We start from the raw sequence: 3,115 nt of genomic DNA, 5'->3' as shown, positions 1-3,115 counted from the left end.
CCCAGCGCGCCTGTCGTCGCCGCGGTGATGAATCCTGCCGAAACCGTCGTCCCACCGGCGTAGCTGTTGGCGCTCGAAAGCACCAGCCCGCCGGCCCCGGTCTTGGTGAGCGCGCCGGTCCCGGAGATGACGCCGTTCGCCGTCAGGTCGGCATCGGTCTGGAACGTCCCACCGCCGGCATCCAGGGTGACGTTGCGCGCCGTCGCGAACGCCGCCGTGTTCCGCAGCGTGCCGCCGTTGAATGTCAGGGCACCGCTTGCAGCGCCGAGATTGGCATCGGAAGAAACGGAAATAATCCCGCCTAGAAGCCGCGTGCCGCCCTGATAGCTGTTGCTGCCTTCCAGGACGAGCGTGCCGCCTTGCGTCTTGCTGACCCCGCCCGCGCCGGTAATCGTCGTCGCGATGGTGGCTGCCGTGCCGGCCAGCACGCGGATCTCGGCATTGCCATCGGCGCTGTCGGAACCATCTATCGCGAGCGTGCCGGAACCTTCCAGGCGGTAGCCGCTGTCGACGAATTGCAGGCCCTTGAAGCTTTGCGCTCCTTCGACGGCGATCGTGCCGCCGTCGAAGCCGCCCGGTTCGTTCTTGAACACCGCATGGTTTCCTGCCCAGGAGACGAGAGTATCGCCGCCCTGGTTCAGCCATTTTTCGTTCGTGGTGTTCCAGGTCCCGTCGCCGCCTTGCCAGTGCTGCAGCGTGTCGTCGCCGGCCGCTCCGATGAAGAGGTCGACATTGCCGCCGCCCGCCTGGATCTCATAGGCGGCCGGATCGGAAAGCGGCGGCTTCGTGCCGATCTCCAGGCCGTTGTCGGTAAGGCTGCCGCCATAGGTCATCAGCCGGTAATAGCCGAGGCCCGCCGTGCCATCGGCCACGTCGCCGCTCTGCGCAAGATTGAGCGTACCGTCGAGCGTCAGATTGCCACTCACCCCGATGCGGTCGCTTATCCCCGGAGAGCCGGTTGAACCGCCTGGATTGCCGAATTCGTAATCGAGAATCGACCCTGAAGAGAGGCCCAGATTTCCGGCAACCGTCAGCGTACCCACCGAATTGCCTGGCGCGATATGCCCGCCATCGGCAACCGTCGTCGTGCCCACCGTGCCCGAGCCACCGAGCGTGGCGCCGTCCTCGACATTGATCGTGCCACCGAGGAAGCCGGCACTGGCATGGTTCCCGACAAGAAGCGTGCCGCCTGCAACAGTGGTGGCACCGGTGAAGCTGGAACTGTCCGCGGCCAAAACGGTCGTGCCGCTTTCATGGAGGATGGTCCCCAAGCCGGTCAGGGAAGGGGTGAAAATCAGATCGGACCCATCGGGATTTCCCAGATGATTGAACACAACCGTGCCTGTGCCAGCGCCAAAAGCTATCGATGCCGCATCAACCGTGCCGGCGGCCTTCGCCACTTCCCCACTTGCCGCACCGATGTTGAGCGTTCCGAATGATCCTGGCTGGGCCGCCAACCCAACGATAGCAGGACCCCCGGCAAGCGAAACCTGTCCGCCCTCCGACAGAGTCAGCGTGCCCTTGCCCAAGACGCCAACGGCAATGATGGAGTCGCCTGTCCAAACCGACCCGGGGCCCGTAATATTCACAATTCCGGTGGCTTGAGCATCCCAACCAACAATGGCGTTGTTGCCGCTGGAAACCTGCCCGCCATTTTCAATGCTGAGCGATCCATTGCCAAAGAGACCAACTGCGATGGCATCAACGAGTGTCCAACCCGAATCATTTCCGGAAATCACCGCGGAGCCAGTGCTGCCCGCGCCATACGCCACAACTCCCGAATCGTTGAAAACCTGACCGCCATTCTCGACGATCAAGCTCCCTTTCCCTTTGGAATCCCCATTGGAATCCCCGACCCTAAGGACGTCGGCAGTCCAGGTGGCCGACCCTGAAACTCTTGCGGTTGCCCCCTCGTCCGGATCAGTTCCGTCAGTAGCAATGATCCCGGTAAAAGAGGTGAGCTGAGTGTCGATGTCGAGCGTGCCCCCCATGACGCCCAGGTTGCCCGCGAGGTCGGAAGCGTCGCCTGACAGCGTCAGCGTACCGGCGCCGGCCTTGCCGAAATGGCCGGGGCCGGTAATGGTCCCGGCATAGGTACCGTCGCTCGCCTGGTCGAAGACGACGGCGCCGGTGTTCACGCCTGAGAAGGTGAGATTGCCGCCGAAGCTGTTGGTGTCGCCGACCAAGGTGCCTTGATCGATGGTCCAGTCCTGCGCACCCGTGCCGGTCAGGGTAACGGTATTCGTCCCGGCCTTGTTAAAGCTCGTGAAGCCGACGAACTCGTCACTCGCGCCTACCGTGGCCGTATTCACGAGCTTCGAGACATTGAAGGCCGGTGTGGAAGGCAGCGTGTCATAGTCCCCGAGCATCAATGAGCCGGTCGCGCCACTCTCCACCACGACATTGCCGGTGATAATCGAGCCGTTTCGCAGGGAAAGCGTGTTGACGCCGCCGGTGAAGGTGATGGCGTTAGCCCGGCCAAAGAAAGAATCTCCCCCAGTAATCTCCCCAACGTTAAGCACCGCCAAATTGGCCCCAACGATGCCGGTACCACCGTTTCCATTGCTGGGCGTCAGGGGAATATAGCCGGGGGCGCCGCCACTGCCGGTTCCGCCAGCAGGGCCGTTAGAGCCGCCGGCATGGCCACCGTTGCCCTCGCCGCCAATGATCACTCCGCTGTTAAAAACCGTCCCACCATTTCTGAGGTCGATCGCTGCACCGGCGGATGCAGAAACCCCGGCGCGGCCACCGGTAATGCGACCGTCGTTGACGATGCTGCCAGAATCTCCCATCACAATGGCTGTTCCGCCGGTGGCTAAAGCCCCGCCCGTGCCACCGAGGACATCGCCATGGTTGGTCAAGTCGCCGCCGGCGTTCAAAACAATGCCCGCACCACCACCACCGCCGAAATTGGCGCCAGGATTGCCACCGTTTCCGCCAGCAACGGTGGCCGAGCTTTCAACAGTGATGGCGCCGTTGTTCAGAAGCACCATGCCGGCGCCCCCGCCCCCGCCGCCGCCGCCGCCGGCAAACGGGCCATTGCCATTGCCATCGCCGCCATCGCCGCCATGAACATCAGCCGTCACGGAAATTGCCGGGTTCACCTCTTCATTAC

1 protein-coding gene is annotated in these 3,115 nt (G+C 63.3%); it reads right to left on the bottom strand.

Annotated elements, in window-relative coordinates; all coding sequences use genetic code 11:
* Positions 1 to 3,115, bottom strand: a 3,115-nt coding sequence (locus ENZ75_RS26470) for an autotransporter-associated beta strand repeat-containing protein (RefSeq protein ID WP_206617107.1), incomplete at both ends; no start/stop codon positions are given.

Origin of the sequence: Mesorhizobium sp. M7A.F.Ca.CA.002.04.1.1 (assembly GCF_004022805.1) — a bacterium.
Lineage (GTDB): Bacteria > Pseudomonadota > Alphaproteobacteria > Rhizobiales > Rhizobiaceae > Mesorhizobium > Mesorhizobium ciceri.
Note: the sequence above shows the minus strand (reverse complement) of the source record. Positions and strands in the feature narration are given on the sequence as shown.